Here is a 20,472-nt window from a genome sequence, read left to right as displayed (position 1 = left end):
AAAGATTCGCCATTGCCCAACCACCTGTGCCGTGCCCCGGACACCGCCCCCATTCGATCAGAAAAAATACTGCGCGGGACGGACCGGCCCACCCTGGTGGGCCGCCCCGCCATGCCAATATCAGGTCCCCGCTGGCCGCGCCAGCCCCTATTTGCCAAGGAGCACCTGCTTTGCCAACCTCGACAGCACTGGTACCCCTTCGCTACGCTGGTCCGCTTGCAGGGTGCACGGCCCTGCTGCTCGGCGCCATAGGCACCAGCCCCGGGGCGCTCGCGCAAAACCCGCCCGAATCGACGCCGCAGACAGCCTATCCGGAACAGCGGCTTGAGCAACAGCGCCAGGCACAAGAGCGCGAACAGGCCATCAACACTCCTGCTGTACGCTCCAGCGCGCCGCCCGCCGCGGCTTACCCGGTGTTGCCCACCGAGCAGCCGTGCTTTCGCATTGAGCACTTCGCGCTTGAGGTGCCCAAGCAGCTGCCGGCAGCCGTGCGCGCACAAGGTGCCTCGGCGTTGCCCCAGGACCGCTTCGCATTTGCACGTCAATGGCTTGCGCACTATGCGGGTCAATGCGTCGGCAAACAAGGCTTGAACCGGATTGTCAGCGGGCTAGCACAGAAGATTTTGAGCCGCGGCTACATCACATCACGGGTGATGCTGGCCGAGCAGGATCTCTCGCACGGCAAGTTGACCGTCACGCTCGTGCCGGGCGTGATTCATGCCGTGCGTTTTTCGGAGCCAACGATACGCGGCACATGGAAGTCTGCATTTCCGGCTAGAGCCGGCGACGCACTGAATTTGCGCGATCTCGAACAAGGCCTGGAGCAGTTCAAGCGCGTGCCGAGCCAGGACGTTGACATGCGGATTGAGCCCGCCCAGATGCCAGGTCAGAGTGACGTGGTGATCCAGGTGAGGCGCGCCAAGCCGTGGACTCTTGTCGCATCCGTCGATAACTCAGGCGCGCGGGCAACCGGCAAGCTGCAAGGCCAAGTGAGCGTAGGCGTCGATAACCCGCTGGGCTTGAACGACATGCTCAACGTGGGGGCCAACCATGACCTGAGTTTCGGCGACAAGCGCCTCGGCTCGCACGGCTGGAACGCTTCCTATTCGATCCCGTATGGGTACTGGACAGCATCGCTGTTTGCCAGTACCAACACCTACTACCAACAGATTGCCGGCGTGAACCATACCTTTGTCGCGAGCGGCAACAGCCAGTTCGTCGACGCGCGCGTGCATCGCACATTAGCGCGCAGCCAGGCCGGTGTGTTCGGTGTGCAGCTGCGCGGCATTAAGCGCTTTGGCGCGAGCTTTATTGAAGACACCGAAATCAAACAACAACGACGTAATAATACGTTTATCGAGCTGGGCTTGACTCACCGACATTATTTCGGCGGCGCACAGTTTGACGGCCTGCTCGCGTACCGGCAGGGTCTGGGTTGGCTCGGCGCAATGCCAGCGTTGCCACGCGGCTGTCCGACGTATCGACTGCGCATGGCATCGCTGGATGCGAATCTGTCCGTGCCGTTCACACTCGCGGGCCAGCCGTTGCGCTACGTCAGTGCCGCACACGGGCAGTTCACTAACAACCGGCTTTTTTATCTGGATGGCCTCACCATTGGCAGCCGCTACACCGTGCGCGGTTTCGATGGCGAGACAATGCTCGCCGGCGAACGCGGCTTTTACTGGCGCAACGAACTGCAAGCGCCGATTGCGCACACCGGGCAGCACGCTTACGCGGCGCTTGATTATGGCCAAGTCTTTGGTCCATTAACACAGGGCCAGAGCGGCATGCAGCTTGCCGGCGCGGCGCTAGGGTTGCGCGGCACGGTGCCGACGCGCTTGGCCACCTACACGTACGAGTTGTCTGCCGGCACGCCCCTGTATCATCCATCGGCATTATCAACGGCCCGCGTCACGGTCGGCTTTCGACTAAGCGCACAGTTGTAAGCGAGCACATATTGTCGATCTCCATCCGTTTTCCCGTCTTTTTGACGAAGCCCTATGCGCATCCGAACGAGTAGCCTTGTGTTATTTTCAGCCTTAGCACTGTCTCTGGCATCTCATACCGCCTTGGCAACAGATCTAGCTGGCGTCTTGTCCCAGACATCACTTTGCATCAACGCGCGATCTTTTTGAGGATGGAATCGGCGGTGGCCATTCACATGAGCGGGCGTTGATGCAGGGCCTCCTGATCACCGTGGTAGACGGCCTGTATTGCAACCGCAGTCACTTCGCGCACGGCCCAAGCCGGACCCGGACTGGTTGCCGCCGCGTCGGGACGTCAATCGCCGTGACGCGTACGCTGGCGCAACTCCTGCAATTGCGACTCAATAACAGTCGCATCGGCTGCATCGGGCTCCTGCTCTAGATAGCGCTCTAAATCGTCCAGTGCCGGTCGTAAATAGTCCAGCCGCGCATACGCGAAGCCGCGATCGCGGACTTCCTCGATGTTCTCCGGCAGCAAGATGACGAGTCGTTGTTGGACAGCCAGCAGCCGTTGCCAGCGTTCGGTCTGCAGGTAGATCGCTTTCAAATTGCGCAACATCCGCGCGATGATCTCCCGCTCGGTGGCCGGCTGCAGCAGCGCGTGCAGCGTGCCGGCGATCGATTGCCCGCCTCTGTCCAAATACGGCTCGAGCATCTCGACCATACGCGACTCGCTCAGCGACTCACCGGTCGTCGGATCCAGCATCACTTCGCCTTCCGCGATCGTTGCCCGCAATAGGAAGTGACCCGGGAACGACACGCCCTTGACGGGTAATCCGAGTTGCTCGGCCATTTCCAAGTAGATCACGGCGAGCGAAATCGGAACACCGCGTCGCTTCTTGAGCACCATGTTCAGATGGCTGTTGTCCGGATCATAGTAGTCGTTCAGGTTCGCGCAAAACCCTAACTCCCGGAAGAAGAATCGGTTCAGCATCGATAACTTCTGCGCCACGTCGGCACCCTGCGGCATGCGTCGACGCAGCCGCACCACCAGCGCGTCGATGTCCGCGAGCGTACCCTGCACGTCCAGGTCCGGATAGGCATCCTGCGCCAGTGACAAGGCGGCTTCGGTCAGCGGTAGGCTTTCGTCCTGCGCGACTAATGTGGTGAAAAAATCGAATATTCGGGAAGTCGTCATCGGTTCGTTATTTCACGCGGCGGCGGAAGTACGTATATTTAAAGCCCATCAAAAACAACATGGCAAAATATAGTGCGGCAAAGAGGATCAGCGTAGCACCCAATGCTGCAATGCGCATACCCGGGTGGAGCCCCAGTGCGACCCAATCGAACGACTGGTTGAACCAGCGCATCACGCCAGCAAGCACAAGACACGCGCCGGCCAACTGCACAAAAAACAGTCCCCATCCGGCCGATGGTACATAGATCGAGCGCCGACGCAAGCCGGCGAACAGCAGCAGCGCATTCACGCATGCGCCGATGCCGATACTCAGCGACAAGCCCGCATGTGCAAGATGGGGCACAAACACGACATTGCACAATTGCGTGACGACTAGCACCGCCAACGCGATCTTCACCGGTGTCTTAATGTCCTGTTTAGCATAAAAACCGGGCGCGAGGATCTTGATCAGGATCAGCCCGAGCAACCCCGCCCCATAGGCGGCCAGTGCACGCGACACCATCATGACGTCGTGGCCCGAGAACCGTCCATAATTGAACAACGTGGCTGTTAAGGGTTCAGCGTAGACGAACAGCGCGACAGCACTGGGGGCAGCCAGCAGGAAAGTGAGCCGCAAGCCCCAGTCGAGCAGCGCCGAGTATTCCGATGCATCGGCATCCGCATGCGCCTTGGACAAGCTGGGCAATAGAATCGTGCCGAGCGCGACGCCCAGCAGCGCGGTCGGGAACTCCATCAACCGATCCGCGTACGATAACCACGATACGCTGCCGGGCGCCAGGTGCGAAGCGATATTAGTATTGACGATCAGGGATAGCTGCGCGACCGATACCGCGAAGCTGGCAGGCATCATTTTCCACAGGACCCGCTTGACCCCGGGATGGGCCAGCGCGCGGGCCGGATTGAGCCCGATCCGGGGCATCATCTGAACCCGTTTCAGCCCCGGCAGTTGCGCAAGCAGCTGTAACACGCCGCCGGCTAACACCGCGAAAGCGAGCGCGTAGATTGGGGTGGCCAAGCGCGGCGCAACGACCAATGCCGCGACGATGAAGCTGACATTGAGCAGGACAGGCGCAAATGCCGGCAGCGAAAAATTCCGATACGTATTCAAGACGCCGGACGCCAGCGATGTCAGCGAGATCAGCGCGATGTACGGAAACATGATCCGCGTCATCGTCACTGAGATCTCGAACGCCTGAGCATCGTGACGCAACCCCGATGCGACCATCCACACGACGAACCCGGCGCCGGCGATGCCCAGCACCGACAGGCCGACCAGCACCCAGGCGAGCACGGTGGCGGTCGCGTCAACCAGCGTACGCGTCGCCTCGTGCCCCTTCTGGTTCTTGAACTCGGCCAGGATCGGCACGAACGCCTGCGAAAACGCGCCCTCGGCGGACAGGCGCCGCAGTAGGTTCGGGATACGGAACGCGACATTAAACGCGTCGGTGTACAGGCTGGCGCCAAAAGCGCGGGCAATCAGCGTTTCACGCGCCAATCCGGTGATCCGAGAAAGCAAGGTGAAGCCACTGACGGTGACGAGGGCGCGGAGTAGATTCATGCGGGGGAATTATACGGACCCTATGCGACGGGCACGACCACGGCACGCCGCGGTAGCCGCGCTGACCGATGGCAGCGCGACGTGGCGGTAGTCCTGGGACTCGGGTGGTGGTCCCGGGGCGATGGTCAATGGGCCGCCCGAGCCTGTCGCCGCTGCAGCCGGCCGGACGTTCCTACTTAGGTCGATCCGGGACGGGGACGCCGATTGCGCATCCCATTGTTTTATTGTTATAATCCGCCGTTTCGATAGTCCGCCGGGCAACCGTTCCCCGCGGCTCATACTCCAATACCGCTGGAAACAGGATAAGGAACCGTCATGGCTAACTCCGCACAAGCTCGCAAGCGTGCCCGTCAGGCCGCGAAAGCCAACTCACACAATTCTGCGCTGCGCTCCAAAATGCGTACCGCGATCAAGGCCGTGCGCAAGGCGATCGAATCCGGCGATAAGGCAAAGGCTGCCGAGGTGCTGAAGCAATCGTCGAAGACGCTGGACATCATCGCCGACAAGAAAATCATCCATAAGAACAAGGCCGCTCGCCACAAGAGCCGCCTGGCCGCTGCTATCAAGGGTCTGGCGCAGGCTGCAGCGTAAAGCCCCACACCGGTTGATCGCCCACGGCGCGGCCCGTCAAGCGGACACGTCGTGTGAAGACTTGGTTTTGCCAAAACGCACCGAGTCGGCCCGGCGCAACACCGGTGGTGCAGCGATGGAGTGGAGTAGTCGAAGCAAAAAGCCCGCAATCGCGGGCTTTTGCGCTTAGATGACAACCCAAACCGCAGGACGCTGCGCGGCCACGCCAATTCGGCAGCAGGCGCTGCCCGCAACAGTCGCTCGCCGCCTCGCTTAGCCAACCTCGCGTTTGGGCGTGGCGCGTTGTACTGGATGCTCGATCGGCAACTCACAGGCTTCGGTCACCACCAGATCGTTGTCCCGCGCGAAATTCATCACGAAATCGAAAGCCATCGGCTCAATGTCGCGCAGCCGCGAATCGACGATCACCGTCTTGATGTCACCGAGCATCACAGGCCGCACGTATAGCGAATACTTCAGCTTCGCGTTCGGCCCCGTCGCTCCTGGACCAAACGACGACATCACACCGCATAGCCGCTCCGACCAGTCACTCGGCCGAAACTTCTTTCCGCTCTTGGTAATGCCTTGAATGAAGTATTCGGTTGAGGATGAGTCGCCCATGTGGAACACCTGAAAGACCGCCCCGCCAGCACCGACTCGACGGCACCCGCGAACGGGGCAAATGAGGCTCCGCGACGCACGGACGTGTTTCCCACACCGTGTTCCGCCGCACGCACAGCGCGACACCACGGTGGCAGGCTCGCCGCGAAAGCCGTTTATTATAGCGCACGTGGTCCCTTGCCGCAGTGCACCATCTTGCCCGGAATACCGGATCCGCGCTTTCCCGTCGTTTCCTTGTTCTCGCCACCGTCGCGCTAAGTTGCCTGCCCGCTGAGCAGTCGTCGTGCCGAACCGGAGGCGCGCACAAGCTGACGCGCGCCCGCCTTGTTGCCCGCCGGCGACCCGGCCGCGTCGCCCGCGTATAAGAACCGTCCGGCGCAGTACAAAGTAGCGATGCCCGGTCCGGCACGGCAGCAGACGTAGGCCGGCTCGTCAAAGGCGCCGAAATCCTTTATGCTGGATAGAATGATCCACATGGCAAGCGGCGGCACCCGGCGTACTGACCGGCTCAGTCCGCCGTATCTGTTTTTATGACCTCCACCAAGACGATTCGCCACTACCTGCAATTCCGGGATTTTTCCGCCGACGATTACGACTACGTGCTGGAACGCGCCCGAATTCTGAAGCAGAAGTTCAAGAACTACGAAACCTACCACCCGTTGCACGATCGCACGCTGGCCATGATCTTCGAGAAAAACTCGACGCGCACCCGGCTCTCGTTCGAAGCCGGGATCTTCCAGTTGGGCGGTCACGCGGTCTTCATGAGCACGCGCGACACGCAGCTGGGTCGCGGCGAACCGATCGAGGATGCGGCGCAAGTCATATCGCGAATGGTCGACATCATCATGATTCGCACGTTCGGCCAGGACATCCTGCGGCGCTTTGCGCAAAATTCGCGCGTTCCGGTCATCAATGGACTGACCAACGAGTATCACCCGTGCCAGGTGCTGGCCGACGTCTTCACGTTCCACGAGCATCGGGGACCGATCCGCGGCAAAACCGTCGCGTGGGTAGGCGATGCGAATAACATGGCCTATACATGGATCGAGGCCGCACACATCCTCGGTTTCAAGCTACGCGTATCGACGCCGCCGGGATACAGGCTCGATCACGCATCGATCGACCCGGCGCACCTGGCATCGGTTGAAGAAACCGACGATCCGCGCGCCGCCTGCGAAGGCGCCCACCTGGTCACGACCGATGTGTGGACCAGCATGGGCTTCGAACAAGAAAACGACGCGCGCAAAGCCGCGTTCGCGGATTGGTGCGTCGATGCGGAACTGATGGCGCTCGCGCAGCCTGACGCGCTGTTCATGCATTGCCTGCCCGCGCATCGTGGCGAGGAAGTGAGCGCCGATGTCATCGACGGTCGGCAAAGCGTCGTGTGGGACGAGGCCGAGAACCGGCTGCACGTGCAAAAGGCGCTGATGGAGTTCTTGATGCTCGGCCGCCTGAATCATTGAGTCCTCTCGTCGGCCGTGCGCAACATCGGATGCGCAATACCGGATGCGCGCCAGCTGCCCCGCGATGGCGGCGGACAGCCGCGCCGCCGCCAGCACTAGCACCTCGCATGCGCGGATTCAGACGACCAGCGGCTCCATGTCGAGTAGCACGCCGAAGCGCTGGCTGACATCCGCGCGGATTGCCCGCGCCAGCGCCAATATCTGTTCGCCGGTCGCGCCACCGCGATTGACCAGCACCAGGGCCTGGCGCTCGTGCACGGCGGCCGCGCCAATCGAGCGCCCTTTCCACCCGCAGCGATCGATCATCCAACCGGCAGCCAGCTTGACGCGGCCATCGCGCTGCGTGTAGCACACGATATCCGGCTCCTTCGCGCGCAGCGCCGCAAACTGCTCGGCGTCGACGATCGGATTCTTGAAAAAACTGCCTGCGTTGCCCAGGACCGCCGGGTCAGGCAGCTTTTCACGTCGGATCGCGGTAACCGCGTCGAAGATCTGTCGCGCCGTCGGCTCGCCAATCCCGCTCGCGGCAAGTCGGCTTGCAACGTCCGCGTACGAAGCGCGGGCGCGCCATCGCTTCGGCAAGCGAAACGTGACGGACAGGATGATCAGCCTATCGCGCGCCGCATGCTTAAATACGCTGTCGCGATAGCCGAACGCGCAGGCTGGTGCATCGAGTTCCACGATACGCCCATCGACCATGTCGAGCGCGCGCAACCGTTCGAAGCGCTCGGCAAGCTCGAGGCCATATGCGCCGATATTCTGCACCGGCGCGGCGCCAACCGTACCGGGGATCAGCGCGAGATTCTCCAATCCGGCCATGCCTTGTTGCAGCGTCCAGTCAACGAAGTCGTGCCAGCGCTCGCCGGCAGCGGCCTCGACGATGTAGGCATCGTCGGTCTGCGCGACGACGCGCCTGCCGCGCAAGTCGATTACGAGCGCCAAGCCATCGAAGTCACGCGTGAGCACGACGTTGCTGCCCGCGCCGAGCACCAGGCGCGGCATGCCGGCGATCCGCCCATCGGCGCGCAGCGCGGCGAGGGCGGCTTCCGAGCGAATCACGCCGCCCAGTCGCGCGCGCACGTCAAAGCCAAACGTATTGTGATCTCGCAGTGAATACTCCGCCTGCAGCGCATTGGGCGCCAGGTCAGCGTCAGGCAATCGGGACATCGCAAAGGCCGTCATGGGTCAACGCCGCCAACGCGCACGCAGCCCGCTATGGCACGGCAGGCGTGGCGCGCGATTTGGCAAAACGCAGGCCATCGGTAAAATGACAAGATGTGTCGCATTATAGCGGCTCGTCACGATCGTCCCGGCACAGCACACCGGGCATCGTGCAGCCGTGCTAGCAGTTCTTTCGGGAGAAAATGCAATGCCGTCGTTCGATGTAGTCGTGGAAGCCAACATGGTCGAGGTCAAGAATGCGGTCGAGCAGTCGAACAAGGAAATCTCGACGCGCTTCGACTTCAAGGGATCAGATGCGCGCGTCGAGCAGAAGGAACGTGAGTTGACGCTGTTTGCCGACGATGATTTCAAGCTCGGCCAGGTCAAGGACGTGTTGCTGCAGAAAATGGCCAAGCGCCAGGTCGACGTGCGCTTTCTCGACTACGGCAAAATCGAGAAAATCGGTGGCGACAAGGTCAAGCAACTCGTCACCGTTAAAAAGGGCGTGGCGGGCGACCTCGCGAAAAAGATCGTCAAGCTAGTCAAAGACAGCAAGATCAAAGTGCAAGCCAGCATACAGGGCGACGCGGTGCGCGTGAGCGGCACCAAGCGCGACGATCTGCAATCCGTCATTGCGATACTGCGCAAGGAGGTGAGCGAAGCCCCGCTCGACTTCAATAATTTTCGCGACTGAGCGGCGCGTTGCCTAGCGGCCCCCGCCGTCACCGCCGCGGCCGGGTGCGCCTTTCTTGTCGCCAATCCGGCTCTCCTGCCCGGCCAGTAACTTGCTGATGTTTGCACGGTGCCGCCACACCAGCAACACGCTCATGGCCATGATGGCCCCGGCGACTGGGTTGCCGCCGAACATGAACAGGTCGAACAACGGCGCGAACAGCGCCGCGATCAGTGCGGCCAACGACGAGTAGCGGAAAAAGAAAGCAATGATTAGCCACGTGGCGGCAGTCGCGATGCCGAGTACCGGGTCGATCGCGAGCAGCACGCCGGCCGCGGTGGCCACGCCCTTACCGCCCTTAAAGCGGAAGAACACCGGATACAGGTGGCCGACGAATACGGCGATCGATGCCAGCGCCACCGAGAATGCATCGAGCCCGTATGCGGCGCCAGCATGCTTGACGAGCCACACGGCAAGCCATCCTTTGAAAGCGTCGCCAAGCAGCGTCAGAATCGCCGCCGCCTTGTTGCCGCTGCGCAGCACATTGGTCGCGCCGGGGTTCTTCGAGCCGTAGGTGCGCGGGTCGGACAGGCCCATTGCGGCGCTGACCACCACCGCGAACGATATCGAGCCGATCAGGTACGCAACGACGGCGACAAGCAGGTTAGCCATGGAGAAGGTCGTGCAATTCGTTTAAAGCGCGTCATTCTACCTAACACGGCCCTGTCCAGGCGCGCGTGAGAGCTTGCTGTGCTGGCGCATGGCAGCGCGCTGCGATCCCACGCGCTCAGCCCCCGCTCGCGCAGTCCACCGGCGTGGCGGCCAACAGTGCCGTGAGTACTGCCGGCGCGAGACTCACGAGGTAGCCGCGCCGCCCGCCGTTCAGGTAAATCCTCTCGAGCGAGAGGATCGTGCGTTCCACATACACTGGCAGCGGCTTGCGCGTGCCGAATGGCGACGTGCCGCCGACCAGGTAGCCCGAATGCCGGTTCGCGACGTCGGGCCTGCATGGCTCGATGCGCTTGGCGCCAATTTGCCGCGCCAGGTTTTTGGTCGATACCGTGCGATCGCCGTGCATCAACACGATCAGCGGTTTCGCGTGCTCGTCTTCCATCACCAGCGTCTTGATCACACAATGCTCTTCTACGCCGAGTTGCCGCGCGGATTCGGCAGTGCCGCCGTGCTCCACGTAATCGTAGAAATGCTCGCCGAACTCGATGTGATGCTGGCGCAGCAACTGGGTGGCAGGCGTTTGTGAAACGTGCTTGTTTTTTGCCATGGAGATCAGTCTTGACATTCTCCCGCTTAAATTCTGGGGATTTCTACGGTGCTCGCCTCGGCATCGAGCCGCAGTGAGCCGCTTCAGTGAGTTCCTGCTACTAGCGGCATGACAACACCGCTCACTTCACAGGCAAGGCGGGCCACACCCATGTCGATGCCGACCGCGCCGCCGTTCGCAATCGGCGGTTCGACCTCTCACTCAGTCTGAATCGGCACGATCTATTTATAGCACGACAGGTTGACGGTGACGTTTTTCACCGTGCCGAGCACGCAGCGACAGTGACGGTAGCGCAGCCAGCCTAGCTTGGGCAGCAAGATTCGGCTGTTGCCTTGAGCGAATTTAAACTGTTTCGTATCGGAATGAGCACTGGCAGGCCTCGCCCTCGGCTTCGTCTGGTACGGTTGTCGTGTGCGCGCTCATCCTCACGGGCGCAAGTCTTCTACATTTTCATACGCTATCCGAATCGGCACGCGCCGATGCGTCCGTGAAGTTTGTTTGGTGCGGCCTGAAATCGAAATGAGCCGATTCCACTGACGCACGCGCGAACCAGGATGATCTGTGACCAGCCAAAAACTAAGGTGGCCGTGTCATGCGCGGCTCACTTGGTAGATTCGATGAACGCGCCAAGCTTGTCGAGATCGTGTGACCAGAACAGGGAAAGCCCGCGCGCTTGCGCTTGTTCGAGGTTAAGAACCTTAAAGACGCCCGCCAGCGCGGCGGCCGGTACGACCTGCGCGATGCCAAACTGTTTGATCCAGTATTCAGCCTTCACGGCGGCGTCGTTGTTCAGGCGCTTCACGCTGTTGGTGGCGCTGTTCGACACCTTGCACTCGATCGCCATGAGTCGCGTGTCGTGCAAGCGCACGACGACATCGGCCTTGCGCTCACCGAGCTGGCACTCGGCGCAGAACTGCATGGCCTGCGGACCTTTAACAATCGTATTGATCGCTACGGCTGGGGCCTCGGTGAAGCCCAGGCTGCGAAGATAGTCCTTAACCTTGGTTTCTTGGTTCTCCTTACCCTCGTTACGACGCTCGGTGGCGATGCGCTGTGCGGCCAAGAGCACGGAGGAGGCCAGCAATGCTGCCTCACGCTGTTGCTCGGTGGGTGCGCCACCGGCTTCTATCCACGGAAACCGATGCAGGTCGATCACCCGCTCAATGACCTTGAACACCTTGCGCAGCGCCTCGGGGTTCTTCTTCAAGACGCCCGGAGCAATCGAGTCGACATCGGCGATCACCTGCAAGTCGTCGTCCGAAATCGGCGGGCCGGCTAAGTAGCGCAACGCTTCGCCAAGACCCAAGTTGTAAGCTTCGGCTAGGTTGTCGTCGGTGATCGCGCCTGGGTTGAGGTCGCTCAGCTTCTTAAAAAGCAGCTCGAACTTGCCGCGCGCCTGAGTGTAGTGCGTTTCCCAGGAGTCAGAGACAGCCAGGCGCTCGGCCCGGAACTGGCCAGCAGAGGTAGCAGCGTCTTTGGCAAGTTCAGCTATGGTCCATCGAGGTGGTGCACTGGTCATGCGAGAAGCGTTTCTAGGCTTGGGATGCGCAGGCGCTCGATCTCCTTTGGCTCGAACTTGGTCAAACCGCCGGCATACGTTCTGCCGCTCCCCGTGTTGATGTTCTTGTTGAGCCACGTCACCAGCCGAACCATCAGGCCATCGGCCAGCGGCTCGCGCGGGTAGAGGCCGTGCGCAACGTTGATGTGCCGCGCGTCGCATGCGTTGAGCGTGAATTGCGGCGGCCGGCGAGCCATGTAGGTGCAAAGAATCGGGGCGGGAGCCTTGAGCCCCACCGACCACCAGGCCTTGCGGTGTTGCGCGATGTAGCTCTGATCAGCACCGTTCAACTTCGCCCACGAGAGGAAGGCGTTGATGCGGCAACGCTCTTCCTGGGTAAAATCATCCAGCTCGGCAGGAAGATCAATCACACGCCGTAGGGCCTCTGCCGACTGCAGTTGAGCGCCGGCCAGGATCAAATCCTTGGCCTTAGTGACTGCCGGCAGCTTGACGCGCTCGGGCAGATCCTTTGCGTGCTCGCCTGCAATCCAGATATCATTTGCGCCTGTGACCTGACCTCGGTGCACGCGGAACAGCTCGCCAAGCTCGATGTCGCCGGCCGTAGTAGGTTCAGACGGTCGAACAATGATCGACCAGCGCGGAGCAGCTTGTAGCCGCTCACGTGGAATCTCGGTTCCCTTGGCCAACCCGTTAAGTTGTTCTAGCTCGCCGACGTCGCGAACGCGCACCGGCTCATCCCTCTCCCCGACGCAAAAGCATGTGATCGCAGCAGTCGTCGCCGTACCAGGGAAGGCTTCGACGGTTGGCTCAAGCACGTGCAGGGCGATGCCGCCCAGTTCCTCAAGTAGCAGCCGGCGCAGCGCTGAACCGTAGTTCACGTCCATCCACTCAGCCGAGGTAATAAACGCGCCCATGTCGCCCGGCTTCGCGAGTAGCCGAGTTTGCAGGAAAAAGTGCAGGTGCAGACCAGCCAGAGCACTGGCCTTGATGCCGAATTTGGCGAAATTCGAGGCGTACCAAGCTTTCCAGTCCTCGGCAATGTCGTGATGCCGCACATAAGGCGGATTGCCGATGAAGGCCGTCATCCCGGTACAGGGAGGAAGCTTGATCTCGCGATAGTCGTTGACCAGCAATGTCGCCCGGTCGGTCCAGCCGCGTGCGCTCAGATTGGCTCGCAGCATCAGCGCGGCCAGGGGGTCCATCTCGACGGCGACGAGTTGGGCATCCGGAAAAGTTTCGCCTGCGGCGAGAATGAAGCGACCCGAGCCCGCACCCGGATCGACGATGCGGCTCGGCGTGCTTTGAGCGGATAACCAAGCCATCATCGAGCGGACGATTGGCAGGGGCGTGTAAACGGCTCCAGCCGCACGACGCTCGATGGCGGAGCGGATAGCAGCAAACGCATTACCTAGCGGATCGTTTCCGGCGAGGATATTGTCGCGAATAGTGCCCAAGTAAGCCGGCTTAATGGCTCGCTTGGAGACTTTTTTTAGAAGCGCCTTTTCGCCCGGAGAGAGCACGGCCGAAGGCCCAACTAGTGCCGCAGCGACGGCGATCAGGTCATTTTCCGTTTGGATGCTATTCATGACTGAACACGGTGTTTGCGGTTTTCCCATAGCTCAGCGAAGAGAACTTTCAGCGTAATGCCGCGCTTGGTCGCTTCCATCTTGACTTCCTGCGCGAGCGTCGGGGTCATACGGATGCCGACGATCTGCGTCTTGTCGTCGTTCTTGGCATTTTTGCGGACTGTTTTTGCCGTGGTCATATTCGAGCCCCTTCTTGTCGTCGACTAGTCGACAGTCTAGCTGATTGATCGACAGAGTGGAGAACGAACCAAATTGGTTGCTGAACTGCTACTTAATCTCGAACCCAACCCGTTACCGGTGACATGGTGGGATAACTCTAGCCAGCAGAAGGCGGCTAGCCATGCAAGTGATGAGCGTCGTCGCCGGCCAATCGTTGATTGGATCAAGGCACGGCTGCGCCGGTAATGAAATAACGCACGCCTGGCAAGACGCAACCTTACCATGCGGCTCGTCTATTATTGATTTACGTGCTATGCCAAATCGCACTTCAGATTGCCAATTTTCTGTTCCGCAAATTGAGTTTTCGATTGACCAGATTAGCGCCGCCCTTTTCCAGATAACAAGATCACGTCTAGCGAGTAGTACAAGGCTTCGATACCGTGACAACAGCCAATGGGCAAGCCGTCTTACCCCCAACACATTCTCGCCTACCAAGCCTTGTCGGCTCATAATTCTATCCTATTGTGTTGATGCGAAAAAGCCATTGAAAACGACTTTTTGCATGCCTTATCAGCAATGATTCGGAAAACCGTTCACCCATGCGTTATATAGTCGGCGCACTCATATTCGCCTCCGCCGGAGCGGCATTGCGACCTTAAGCTTTCTTTTATTCTCGATACGTTTAGTATGGATTTCAATACCACACCACCGCCAAACCCTCACAATGCCGCCCTCTATGCGCCCATCGATTCGCACGAGAGCGGTCCTAACTCGCCCCCAAGCGGTTTCTTCAGCGTCGGGGACCCCAATACGGCTCAACGGCAGGCGTCCGGCAGTTATTCTGGCATCGCACCTATAGAGCGCGTTCAGGCATTCTTAAAAACGTTGCGTAAGAAGAACGTCGAAATGGAGGTCCGCATAAGATCGTTGCGCGAGCTTTTGGACGGACTGCAAGGGGACGTTGCAGATCCGAACATCCGATTAGCAGCACTAGACAGACTGGCCATGTCTGGCATCAGTAAGCTTCCTTCTGAGGAACAAACCGAAGCATTTGCTCACATCTTTGCTGAGGTACTGAAAATTCCGAACAGTAAGGCGCTGCAGGACAAGATGATCCATCATTTTGAATCTGACTATCATGTGCTGAGCACCTGGGGACTGGGCTCCGATCATGTTGTGCCGGCTGAGTCGATGATCGCAGTGTTCGATGAAATTCTCAACCGCACGATCGATAGCCCCTTGGAGGAGCGGCGCAAGATACTGCCATCCCTTACGCTGCAACTGGACTCTTCTCATTGGACCGGGGAGCAGACTTGGGCAGCCGTCCATGGCAGACCCTATAAACCAAGGCCCGAGTTGACGACGCGATTTGATCGGCTGCTGAACGAAATGGCGCGGCTGGACGACATCGGCCGAGTGGCATTAAGCACGCGACTTGCCGACCGACTATTCATGCTTCATTGTCTGGATCGAAACTTGGTGCTGGAGCGGCATCGGCGCTTGCTTAATTACGTCGAAGCGCTTCCCGAAAATCTGCAATCTAGACCCCGGAAGGCGCTGGGTCGTGCGATCCGATGGCTGCCCGAACACACACGCCTCGCTACCTACGAATCCATGCTGAACGCGGCCAACCGATTGATGGTCGGCAAAGGCGAAGCTTTATCAGGGTTGCCCGAAGCGATGATAGGCTTGAGCGCCGGCGAACAGAACCGAAGGTTGCAACAATGGAAGTACGAAATCCTACCCATGTTGGATCCCTCGGATCAGGATCCGATCGTTGCAGGATTGATCGCTGCGTTCGGCAAACTGGCCGAGGGTAATAACCCCGAATTTGCGCTGGCACTAGCGCTCGATACCTTTGACAGGACGTCTGGCGGCAAAAGCATAGATGAAGAACTGTTCGACGACATTGTTCAAGGGATTGGGGCCAATTTAGCGCACACGTATTCTCCCGAGACGCTGGGACGTGTCCTCGATTTATGTAGCCATATTCCGGCTGAGGCAAGAGAAAGGCATCTCCTCGACCTTGAACGGTGGCTGGATTGGAAATTGCTGAACAAGGCGTTGAACAAGCCGTTGAACAAGCAGGAACAGCTGTTGTTACCACTCCAGGCTCGCGCCCGCGATGAACGAGCCAAATTGGTTTCTGAACCGCTACTTAACCTTGACCCTGACCCGTTACCGGTGACATGGTGGGAAGATCCCAGCCGGCGAAAGGCACCTGGCCACGCAGGTGACGAGCGTCGTCGCCGACCAATCGTCGATTGGTTCAAGGCACGGCTAGGCCGGCGATGAAATAACGCCAATTTGGGCGAGGCGAATGAGAAAATAAACACTCTTACCATGCGGCTCGCCTATTATTGTTTTGCGACATTATGCCAAATTGCGCTTCAGATTGTCAATTTTCTGTTCTGCAAATCGAAATTTAGATTGCATGGATAATTTAATCCTATTAAGACCTTTTATCATATTATCATGCTCTTTTTTAGATAATCCAACCCCATACTGCAACCCTCCATGTTGGCGAGAATACCCATTATCTTGCATAGTATCGTAAATTTTATTTTTTGCCGATTTGCTCTCGGCAATAAGATCTTTATATATTGCATACAATTCAGGTTCAAAGCTTATCCGTTCATTTAGACCAGAATGTTTCTCGTTTCCGTTGATATCGCGACGTATTTTGTCAGCAAGAGTCTCTAGTTTTTTAGCCTGCACCAGCACATCCGATACTAGCGCCTGTAGTTCGCGGCGATCTTTATTGGATGCACTGCTCGATTGCCGAGAAGCACCTTTAGTTTTTATTTCGCCAAATGAATTTTTCAGCTTTTCATTAATATCTTTCAGCGGCATCGAACCGACACGAAATCCCAATCGAATTTTATTTTCCTTAGTACTTTGGAGGGTTGTCAATCCAGAAATAGCGTTCGGCAGCTTTTGCGTAAAAACCTTGCTGTTAATTCGAGGTTTTGTCGGCAAAGCTTCTTTAAGTGAAGCAAAAGCGGTATCCAATGCGCTACTGCGTCCAAAAATTCGCATGACATGCCTCAATTTTTCCGTTACCTAATATAACGTACAATTACATCGTCCACATGACCGACCAATCCGAAAGAACCGGCCTGAAACACGAAACATGATCGAGGCTGGTATCTTCCTGCTCCCTCGCTAATGTTCGCCGGCCCGGAAAACGGAAAAGCAGATGACGCTGGTAAGTTTGGTTTAATCAACTGACGACATAGCGTATTCTGTGTCATCGACAATAAGCAGCTTGAATGACATTCGCAGCGTGTTGCGCGCGATTGCGAACGCTTCACCTACTGGGCGAAGCACGGCGTACTCTCTAATAATGAGTGTGAGGGCCCCAGACTGATCGGTATGCGAGCCGATTGATGTTGCCAGTGTGCACGACCTAGCGCCGCCTCAACAAAAATTGCGACTCGTTATCACCAATGAGCCCAGTAAATGCGACAGATTAGCCAGGCGCTGGGCCCCTACTCAGAAGCTGGACACACAGCGCGACTGGATAGTATTGGCCGGGGACACATGACAAAAAAGTGTCGCCGATGTGAAATGGGAAGCCATCGTACATTCGCTTGTGTGCTGCGATTTGCACCGTCGCGCCCGTTTATGCGCGGTGGCACCACGAGCAAATCGCACGGTGACACAAGGCGAGTTCGGCAGCAGACATGGTTTGTGGCCGCAAGGGTGAGGTGATAACGGGCCGACATCGCTGGCGTGTTGAGTAATGTTCGTGGCGCTTGAAGATGAAACCGGTCACATTAACTATTTTCCTCGCCTCGACTTGCGACGCCACCCCTATCCGCCCATTACAAGGCGACCTTCTCTTTTCCACACTCCATGCCTGCACCGCCATCTGACATCGGCCGTGAAACAACAAACTGCGCGACTTTCACCTCGCACAGGTACGATGCCTCCGTCCTGCGCACGCCCTATTTTGCCGCATCGCACGAGGCGCAGAATGTATAAACATGTCGAAACTTCCGGCATCATTGCATTTGAGCCACGCGCTCGCCTACACGAGCAGCGCAAAGCTTACCGCGCGCCAGGTCAATCGGTCCCACGCCGCTCAACCACGCGGATGATGGATCGCATGCAGCGCCTTGAGGCGCTCGCGTGCGACATGGGTGTAAATCTGAGTCGTTGAAATATCGCTGTGGCCAAGCAGCATCTGCACCACACGCAGGTCCGCGCCATGATTGAGCAGATGCGTCGCGAACGCATGCCGCAACGTATGCGGCGACAGCGGCACATGAATGTCGGCGCGCAACGCATATCGCTTGATAATGTTCCAGAATTGCTGACGCGTCATCGCGCCGCCGCGCGCCGTCACGAACAGGGCGTCGGCGCCGCGCGCCCCGAGGAGCACCGCGCGCGCGTCGCGCAGGTAGCGCTCCAGCCAGCCTCGGGCCTCGTCGCCAAACGGCACCAGGCGCTCTTTCGCGCCCTTACCCATCACGCGCACCACACCCTCGTTCAACCCCACCTCGACCGTCTTGAGCGTGACCAACTCCGAAACACGCAGCCCACTCGCGTACATCAGCTCAAGCATCGCGCGGTCGCGCAATCCAAGTGGCGTGTCCAGGTCCGGTGCACCCAGCAACGCCTCGACTTGGGCTTCGTTGAGCGAGGACGGAAAACGAGGCGGTTGCCGGGCCGAGCGGATGCGCAGCGTCGGATCGGCCGCGACGCGATGCTCACGCAGCGCCCACGCGAAGTAGCGCCGGAACACCGACAGGCGCCGGTTCGCGGAACTGGCCTTGCCATCGCTGCGCACCGCCAGGTAGCCGTTCAAGTCCGACTCGCGCGTCGCGTCAAGCGTGCGCTCGTGCGTCGCCGCGAGCCAGTCGCAATACAGCGACAAGTCGCGCCGATACGCATCCAGTGTATTGCGGGACAACCCATGCTCGAGCCATAGCGCGTCGCAAAATGCGTCGATCGCCTGCGCGCTCGTGTCGCGAGACGCACTCGCCTGTTGGACTTGCACGTCGCTCATGCGTACAGCTCACCCTGCTGCGGCACGCGGATGCCTTCATGGCGCAGCAGCCAACACTTGACGTCATGAAAAAAGCCCTTGCCGGCATGATGCGCAAAGCCGCCGAGGCCGTTCGCCGCCACGACGCGATGACATGGAACGACCAGTGGCGCAGGATTGGACCCGCACGCCTGTCCGACGGCACGCGGCACCGCGCCAATCGACGCCGCCAGCTGCCCATAGGTCCAGACAGTGCCGGGTGCAATGCGACAGATGCCGTCCCATACCCGGCGCTGGAACGCAGTGCCGGCGAGCGACAGCGGCAAGTCGAACACCGTGTCGGCCTGTTCAAAATAGGCCACGATCTGCGCTGCTGCACGCCGGGCCAGCGCGTTGTCCGGCTCGCGCAGCAAGGTCGTGCCGGGCAGGTAAACAATTTCATGAACAAACCGGTCATCGCTGCGGATACCGACCCGTCCAAATGGTGCATCGATCACGGCATTGAACATGCCAATCCTCCTGGGTGCGCGCGGCGGTACGCGGCACGAACGGGTCGATTCTACGTCCGAATCGTGTCTGTGGCATCGCGACGGCTGGCTGATATGTGAAGTCTATTCGTAGCCCAGCGCCCAGCGCACGTGCTCACGCACCAGCGCAGACGGATCGTCTTCGCGCTTGCGCAACGCCGCCAGCACAGCATCGCGCCCCTGCGCGCCGCCACCGGCGCGCAGCGCATTGCCGAGTCCGACCGCGAGATTGCGCAGCCAGCGCTCGTAGCCGATCCGGCGGATCGCGCTGCCCGCCAGGCGCGTGTCGAAATCCTGCTCGCTCCAGCCGAACAATTCGATCAGTTGTGCACCGTCCAGCCCATTGCGCACATCGAAGTCCGCGCACCCGCTCGGCTGCGCAAACTTGTTCCATGGGCACACGAGCTGACAATCGTCGCATCCGTACACGCGGTTGCCAATCGCCTCGCGCAACTCGACCGGAATGCTGCCGCGCAACTCGATCGTCAGGTACGAGATGCACTTGCGCGCATCAAGCCTGTATGGCGCCACGATGGCGCCCGTCGGGCACGCATCGATACAGCGCGTGCAGGCACCGCAATGCGCGCCCGCCTGTTGCGGCGCACGCGACGGCTGGCTTTGCGCATCGGTGGGCAATGGCACATCGACGAAGATCTCGCCGAGAAAAAACAATGAACCGGCATCACGATCGAGCAGCAATGTGTGCTTGCCACGCCATCCGAGTCCGGCCTTTTGCGCAAGTTCGACCTCCAGCACCGGCGCCGAGTCGGTGAACACGCGGTAGCCAAGCGGGCCGATGGCGGCTTCAATCCGCTCGGCCAATCGCTGCAGGCGCTGGCGCATCACTTTGTGGTAATCGCGACCGCGTGCATAGATCGAGACCACCGCCGCGCTCGGATCGGCCAGTCGCGCATGCTCGCGCGCGCGCCATGACGCCGGCGTCCCGGCAGGCAGATACGGCATCCGTGCGCTGATGACCCGTTGCGTTCCGGGCACAAGTTCGGCCGGCCGCGCACGCTTCATGCCGTGTTTGGCCATATAATCCATCTCGCCGTGATAACCTGCGTCGATCCACGCAGCGAGCCCCGCTTCGGCATGGGACAAATCGATATCGCAGATGCCGATGGCGCTGAAGCCCAACTCGCGCGCCCATTCGCGCACACGCCGCGCCAGCGACGCAAGGTCGGCGTCGGTGAGCATCGCGCGGTGAATCTCGGTATCCGGCGGTTGTTTCATCCTT

Annotated in this window: 18 protein-coding genes; 5 read left to right on the top strand and 13 right to left on the bottom strand. The window is 59.7% G+C overall.

The genetic code is table 11. The annotated features are described in order from the left end of the window. Window positions 1-233 precede the first annotated feature (233 nt). On the top strand, window positions 234-1,946 hold the full coding sequence (locus RBRH_RS02035; protein WP_049786436.1) for a ShlB/FhaC/HecB family hemolysin secretion/activation protein: 1,713 nt from the start codon (window positions 234-236) through the stop codon (window positions 1,944-1,946). Between the two features lie 334 nt (window positions 1,947-2,280). On the opposite strand, the gene RBRH_RS02030 is transcribed toward RBRH_RS02035, so the two are convergent. After that, window positions 2,281-3,123 carry a SirB1 family protein gene (locus RBRH_RS02030; RefSeq protein ID WP_013434239.1) on the bottom strand — a complete coding sequence of 281 codons (843 nt, stop codon included), beginning with the start codon at window positions 3,121-3,123 and terminating at the stop codon, window positions 2,281-2,283. Window positions 3,124-3,130: 7 nt separating this feature from the next. Beyond that, complete coding sequence (murJ, locus tag RBRH_RS02025; RefSeq protein WP_013434238.1) at window positions 3,131-4,681, bottom strand: murein biosynthesis integral membrane protein MurJ; 1,551 nt, start codon at window positions 4,679-4,681, stop codon at window positions 3,131-3,133. 315 nt (window positions 4,682-4,996) lie between these two features. Here murJ and rpsT point away from each other — a divergent pair, with 315 nt between their 5' ends. Beyond that, the gene (rpsT, locus tag RBRH_RS02020) at window positions 4,997-5,272 is read left to right on the top strand and encodes a 30S ribosomal protein S20 (protein WP_013434237.1); all 276 of its coding nucleotides are present in this window, start codon (window positions 4,997-4,999) and stop codon (window positions 5,270-5,272) included. A gap of 252 nt (window positions 5,273-5,524) precedes the next feature. On the opposite strand, the gene RBRH_RS02015 is transcribed toward rpsT, so the two are convergent. Beyond that, window positions 5,525-5,872, bottom strand: a complete 348-nt coding sequence (locus RBRH_RS02015; RefSeq protein ID WP_041753054.1) for a DUF3579 domain-containing protein — start codon at window positions 5,870-5,872, stop codon at window positions 5,525-5,527. 530 nt (window positions 5,873-6,402) lie between these two features. Here RBRH_RS02015 and argF point away from each other — a divergent pair. Further along, window positions 6,403-7,335, top strand: a complete 933-nt coding sequence (gene argF, locus RBRH_RS02010) for an ornithine carbamoyltransferase (protein WP_013434234.1) — start codon at window positions 6,403-6,405, stop codon at window positions 7,333-7,335. A gap of 117 nt (window positions 7,336-7,452) precedes the next feature. On the opposite strand, the gene murB is transcribed toward argF, so the two are convergent. Beyond that, entirely contained in the window at window positions 7,453-8,502 is a 1,050-nt protein-coding gene (gene murB / locus RBRH_RS02005; RefSeq protein ID WP_041754034.1) for a UDP-N-acetylmuramate dehydrogenase, read from the bottom strand. A 202-nt stretch (window positions 8,503-8,704) separates the two neighbouring features. Between murB and RBRH_RS02000 the strand changes: the two genes are divergently transcribed. Further along, on the top strand, window positions 8,705-9,190 hold the full coding sequence (locus RBRH_RS02000; protein WP_041753053.1) for a YajQ family cyclic di-GMP-binding protein: 486 nt from the start codon (window positions 8,705-8,707) through the stop codon (window positions 9,188-9,190). Window positions 9,191-9,202: 12 nt separating this feature from the next. Here the strand turns inward: RBRH_RS02000 and plsY are convergent, their stop codons facing one another. From plsY to RBRH_RS01975, 5 genes are all read right to left on the bottom strand, one after another. Continuing rightward, a complete protein-coding gene (gene plsY / locus RBRH_RS01995; protein WP_013434231.1) occupies window positions 9,203-9,841 on the bottom strand; it encodes a glycerol-3-phosphate 1-O-acyltransferase PlsY in 639 nt (212 codons plus the stop codon). A 115-nt stretch (window positions 9,842-9,956) separates the two neighbouring features. Beyond that, window positions 9,957-10,448: a Cys-tRNA(Pro) deacylase gene (gene ybaK / locus RBRH_RS01990; RefSeq protein ID WP_041753051.1), complete on the bottom strand. Its 492-nt coding sequence runs from the start codon at window positions 10,446-10,448 to the stop codon at window positions 9,957-9,959. A gap of 601 nt (window positions 10,449-11,049) precedes the next feature. Beyond that, the gene (locus RBRH_RS01985; protein WP_013434227.1) at window positions 11,050-11,967 is read right to left on the bottom strand and encodes a XamI family restriction endonuclease; all 918 of its coding nucleotides are present in this window, start codon (window positions 11,965-11,967) and stop codon (window positions 11,050-11,052) included. Beyond that, window positions 11,964-13,583 carry an Eco57I restriction-modification methylase domain-containing protein gene (locus RBRH_RS01980; protein WP_013434226.1) on the bottom strand — a complete coding sequence of 540 codons (1,620 nt, stop codon included), beginning with the start codon at window positions 13,581-13,583 and terminating at the stop codon, window positions 11,964-11,966. The genes RBRH_RS01985 and RBRH_RS01980 overlap by 4 nt, the downstream gene beginning before the upstream one ends. Beyond that, a complete protein-coding gene (locus tag RBRH_RS01975; protein WP_013434225.1) occupies window positions 13,550-13,732 on the bottom strand; it encodes a hypothetical protein in 183 nt (60 codons plus the stop codon). The genes RBRH_RS01980 and RBRH_RS01975 overlap by 34 nt, the downstream gene beginning before the upstream one ends. Window positions 13,733-14,399: 667 nt before the next feature. Between RBRH_RS01975 and RBRH_RS01970 the strand changes: the two genes are divergently transcribed. Next, a complete protein-coding gene (locus RBRH_RS01970) occupies window positions 14,400-16,007 on the top strand; it encodes a hypothetical protein (RefSeq protein WP_013434223.1) in 1,608 nt (535 codons plus the stop codon). Between the two features lie 78 nt (window positions 16,008-16,085). On the opposite strand, the gene RBRH_RS18540 is transcribed toward RBRH_RS01970, so the two are convergent. From RBRH_RS18540 to queG, 4 genes are all read right to left on the bottom strand, one after another. Next, window positions 16,086-16,724 carry a hypothetical protein gene (locus RBRH_RS18540; protein ID WP_162145541.1) on the bottom strand — a complete coding sequence of 213 codons (639 nt, stop codon included), beginning with the start codon at window positions 16,722-16,724 and terminating at the stop codon, window positions 16,086-16,088. Window positions 16,725-17,799: 1,075 nt separating this feature from the next. Further along, on the bottom strand, window positions 17,800-18,726 hold the full coding sequence (gene xerD / locus RBRH_RS01965) for a site-specific tyrosine recombinase XerD (RefSeq protein WP_013434220.1): 927 nt from the start codon (window positions 18,724-18,726) through the stop codon (window positions 17,800-17,802). Then, window positions 18,723-19,214, bottom strand: coding sequence for a methylated-DNA--[protein]-cysteine S-methyltransferase (locus RBRH_RS01960; RefSeq protein ID WP_013434219.1), 492 nt, complete (start codon window positions 19,212-19,214; stop codon window positions 18,723-18,725). The genes xerD and RBRH_RS01960 overlap by 4 nt, the downstream gene beginning before the upstream one ends. A 102-nt stretch (window positions 19,215-19,316) precedes the next feature. Continuing rightward, entirely contained in the window at window positions 19,317-20,468 is a 1,152-nt protein-coding gene (gene queG / locus RBRH_RS01955) for a tRNA epoxyqueuosine(34) reductase QueG (protein WP_041753047.1), read from the bottom strand. Between the last annotated feature and the right edge of the window lie 4 nt (window positions 20,469-20,472).

This window comes from Mycetohabitans rhizoxinica HKI 454, assembly GCF_000198775.1.
GTDB classification, from domain to species: Bacteria; Pseudomonadota; Gammaproteobacteria; order Burkholderiales; family Burkholderiaceae; genus Mycetohabitans; species Mycetohabitans rhizoxinica.
Note: the sequence above shows the minus strand (reverse complement) of the source record. Positions and strands in the feature narration are given on the sequence as shown.

Coding starts and splice junctions, on each gene's coding strand:
- RBRH_RS02030 (WP_013434239.1), bottom strand. CDS start 3,123: ATGACGACTTCCCGAATATTCGATTTTTTCACCACATTAGTCGCGCAG.
- murJ (WP_013434238.1), bottom strand. CDS start 4,681: ATGAATCTACTCCGCGCCCTCGTCACCGTCAGTGGCTTCACCTTGCTT.
- rpsT (WP_013434237.1), top strand. CDS start 4,997: ATGGCTAACTCCGCACAAGCTCGCAAGCGTGCCCGTCAGGCCGCGAAA.
- RBRH_RS02015 (WP_041753054.1), bottom strand. CDS start 5,872: ATGGGCGACTCATCCTCAACCGAATACTTCATTCAAGGCATTACCAAG.
- argF (WP_013434234.1), top strand. CDS start 6,403: ATGACCTCCACCAAGACGATTCGCCACTACCTGCAATTCCGGGATTTT.
- murB (WP_041754034.1), bottom strand. CDS start 8,502: ATGTCCCGATTGCCTGACGCTGACCTGGCGCCCAATGCGCTGCAGGCG.
- RBRH_RS02000 (WP_041753053.1), top strand. CDS start 8,705: ATGCCGTCGTTCGATGTAGTCGTGGAAGCCAACATGGTCGAGGTCAAG.
- plsY (WP_013434231.1), bottom strand. CDS start 9,841: ATGGCTAACCTGCTTGTCGCCGTCGTTGCGTACCTGATCGGCTCGATA.
- ybaK (WP_041753051.1), bottom strand. CDS start 10,448: ATGGCAAAAAACAAGCACGTTTCACAAACGCCTGCCACCCAGTTGCTG.
- RBRH_RS01985 (WP_013434227.1), bottom strand. CDS start 11,967: ATGACCAGTGCACCACCTCGATGGACCATAGCTGAACTTGCCAAAGAC.
- RBRH_RS01980 (WP_013434226.1), bottom strand. CDS start 13,583: ATGGGAAAACCGCAAACACCGTGTTCAGTCATGAATAGCATCCAAACG.
- RBRH_RS01975 (WP_013434225.1), bottom strand. CDS start 13,732: ATGACCACGGCAAAAACAGTCCGCAAAAATGCCAAGAACGACGACAAG.
- RBRH_RS01970 (WP_013434223.1), top strand. CDS start 14,400: ATGGATTTCAATACCACACCACCGCCAAACCCTCACAATGCCGCCCTC.
- xerD (WP_013434220.1), bottom strand. CDS start 18,726: ATGAGCGACGTGCAAGTCCAACAGGCGAGTGCGTCTCGCGACACGAGC.
- RBRH_RS01960 (WP_013434219.1), bottom strand. CDS start 19,214: ATGTTCAATGCCGTGATCGATGCACCATTTGGACGGGTCGGTATCCGC.
- queG (WP_041753047.1), bottom strand. CDS start 20,468: ATGAAACAACCGCCGGATACCGAGATTCACCGCGCGATGCTCACCGAC.